This is a genomic window from Alteromonas confluentis, from assembly GCF_001757105.1.
Taxonomy (GTDB): Bacteria; Pseudomonadota; Gammaproteobacteria; order Enterobacterales; family Alteromonadaceae; genus Alteromonas; species Alteromonas confluentis.
Window position 1 is genome coordinate 460,447 of record NZ_MDHN01000041.1, and the last position, 3,500, is coordinate 463,946.

The 3,500-nt window shown below is 54.9% G+C and carries 1 protein-coding gene; it reads left to right on the forward strand.

The window, feature by feature from the left end; translation table 11 throughout:
* The coding region (locus BFC18_RS19920; RefSeq protein ID WP_170826636.1) for a beta strand repeat-containing protein at window positions 1–3,500 on the forward strand (3,500 nt) is incomplete at both ends.

The following is a 3,500-nucleotide window of genomic DNA, read 5'->3' on the forward strand; positions in this document are numbered from 1 at the left end:
AACGGCGACGCTCAGACCTTCACCGCAACCGTACAACCTGACGGTTCATTCAGCGCTGATGTCCCTGCGGACATGGCCGACGGTGCTTACACCGTAGAAGCTACTGCAACAGACGCTGCAGGTAACGCGACAACGGCTACGGACAACAACGGTGAAATCGACACCGCTGCGCCAACCATTACGTTGGATGCGCAGACAACGGGTAATGACGCGACGCCAACAGTATCAGGTACCACCGACTTACCTGCTGGCGACACCGTGTCGATCACCGTGACAGATGCTAACGGCGACGCTCAGACCTTCACCGCAACCGTACAACCTGACGGTTCATTCAGTGCGGATGTGCCTGCGGACATGGCCGACGGTGCTTACACGGTTGAAGCCACTGCTACCGATGCTGCGGGTAATGCCGCTACCGCTACCGACAATAACGGTGAAATCGATACTGCTGCGCCTACCATCAGCTTGGATGCGCAGACAACAGGTAACGATGCGACGCCTACTGTGTCTGGTAGCACTGACCTACCCGTTGGTGAAACCGTGTCGATCACAGTCACGGACGCCAACGGCGACGCTCAAACCTTCACGGCTACTGTTCAGCCTGACGGTTCGTTCAGTGCGGATGTGCCTGCTGACATGGCCGATGGTGCTTACACCGTAGAAGCTACCGCCACCGATGCAGCGGGCAACGCCACCACCGCAACCGACAACAATGGTGAAATCGATACAGCAGCACCAACCATCACCTTGGACGCGCAGACAACGGGTAACGATGCGACGCCGACTGTTTCTGGCACCACTGATTTACCAGTAGGTGAAACCGTCTCGATCACGGTAACGGACGCTAACGGCGACGCCCAAACCTTCACGGCTACCGTACAGCCAGACGGAACATTCAGCGCCGATGTCCCTGCTGACATGGCCGATGGTGCTTATACTGTTGAAGCCACCGCTACCGACGCAGCAGGTAACGCCACGACTGCAACCGACAACAACGGCGAAATCGATACCGCTGCGCCAACCGTTACGTTGGACGCGCAGACAACGGGTAACGATGCGACGCCCACAGTATCAGGGTCTACCGATTTACCAACTGGCGAAACCGTGTCGATCACGGTGACCGATTCAAACGGTGATGCTCAAACCTTTACGGCAACGGTACAGCCAGACGGAACATTCAGCGCAGACGTTCCTGCGGATATGGCCGACGGTGCTTACACCGTTGAAGCCTCTGCCACCGATGCTGCCGGTAACGCCACGACTGCAACCGACAACAACGGTGAAATCGACACCGCTGCACCAACCATTACATTGGACGCGCAGACAACGGGTAACGATGCGACGCCGACGGTTTCTGGTAGCACGGATCTGCCAGTCGGTGAAACCGTGTCCATCACAGTGACCGATTCAAACGGTGATGCCCAAACCTTTACCGCTACGGTTCAACCCGACGGTTCATTTAGCGCCGATGTGCCTGCGGATATGGCCGATGGTGCGTATACTGTTGAAGCCACTGCAACAGATGCTGCCGGTAACGCGACTACCGCTACGGACAACAACGGCGAAATTGATACTGCAGCACCAGTCATCACCCTTGATCCACACTCGCTGGGTAATGACGCCACACCAACAGTATCGGGAACCACAGATTTGCCTGTCGGTGAAACCGTGTCGATCACGGTAACGGATGCTAATGGTGATGCTCAAACCTTCACCGCAACCGTACAACCCGATGGCTCGTTCAGTACCGATGTGCCAGCGGACATGGCGGATGGTGCCTACACCGTAGTAGCCACTGCCACCGATGCAGCGGGTAATGCGACGACGGCTACGGACAACAACGGCGAAATTGATACTGCAGCACCAGTCATCACCCTTGATCCACACTCGCTGGGTAATGACGCCACACCAACAGTATCAGGTACCACGGATCTGCCAGTAGGTGAAACCGTCTCGATCACGGTAACGGACGCTAACGGCGACGCCCAAACCTTTACCGCAACTGTTCAGCCTGACGGTTCATTCAGCGCAGACGTTTCAGCGGACATGGTGGATGGTGCCTACACAGTAGAAGCCACTGCCACCGATGCTGCCGGTAACGCCACTACCGCTACGGACAACAACGGTGAAATCGATACCGCAGCGCCAGCCATCACCCTTGATCCACACTCGCTGGGTAATGACGCAACGCCAACGGTGTCTGGTAGCACCGACTTACCTGTCGGTGAAACGATCTCGATCACGGTGACCGATGCTAACGGTGACGCCCAAACCTTTACCGCTACCGTACAGCCTGACGGTTCATTCAGCGCAGACGTACCAGCGGACATGGCCGACGGTGCCTACACAGTAGAAGCCACCGCAACAGACGCAGCGGGTAACTCGACGACAGCTAGCGACAATAACGGTGAAATCGATACGACACCACCGCTGCTAATCATTGATCCTGTAGGCGATACAAACGATAACTCGCCCACCATTTCAGGCAGTGCAGATGTGGGTATTGGCACCATTGTTATCATCACGGTGACCGACTCCAACGGTGTTGAATATAATCTCTCGGCGATTGTTCAAGCCGATGGTTCCTGGAGCACAGATTTACCTGTGCTTCCTGATGGTTCAATCACGGTTGAAGCTCAGGTATTTGATGACGCTGGAAATATTGTTGATGTTAGCGTTGCGGGCACCATCGACACTGCTGACCCAGGTCTGACGTTAGATGCTTTCGCTACAACGAATGAACTTCGTCCCACTATTTCAGGTACATCCGATGAAATTGGTGCGGTCATCGAAATCGTATTGCTCGATGGGCTTGGTGTACAACAAAACTTGACTGCAACTGTTCAACCGGACGGCACTTGGGCGGTTGTTGTACCAGCCGATCTGAATGAAGGTCTGCTAAACATCGATGTCTCCGTACTAGATGCTGCAGGCAACTTAGCCACGGTGAGCACGTCGGGTCTTATCGACCTCACGCTGCCAATTCTCAACGTGAATTCCATCACTGATCTCAACAGCGATACGCCGTTAATTTCAGGGACTTCTGATGAAATTGGTGCATTGATCACTATCGTTGTCACCGACGGCAACGGCGATGCGCAAAGCTTCACCGCCACTGTGCTTGGCGATGGCACCTGGTCGGCGAACGTTCCATCTGCTATCTCCGAAGGTCTGCTGGATGTAAACGTGTCGGTGCTGGATGCCGCAGGCAACTTAGCCACGGTGAGCACATCGGGTCTCATCGACCTCACGCTGCCTATCCTCAACGTGAATTCCATCACTGATCTCAACAGCGATACGCCGTTGATTTCAGGGACATCTGATGAAATTGGTGCATTGATCACTATCGTTGTCACCGACGGCAATGGTGATGCACAAAGCTTCACCGCCACTGTACTTGGCGATGGTACGTGGTCGGCGAATGTGCCCTCTGCTATTTCAGAAGGTCTACTGGATGTGAACGTATCGGTATTGGATGCCGCAGGCAACTTAGCCACGGT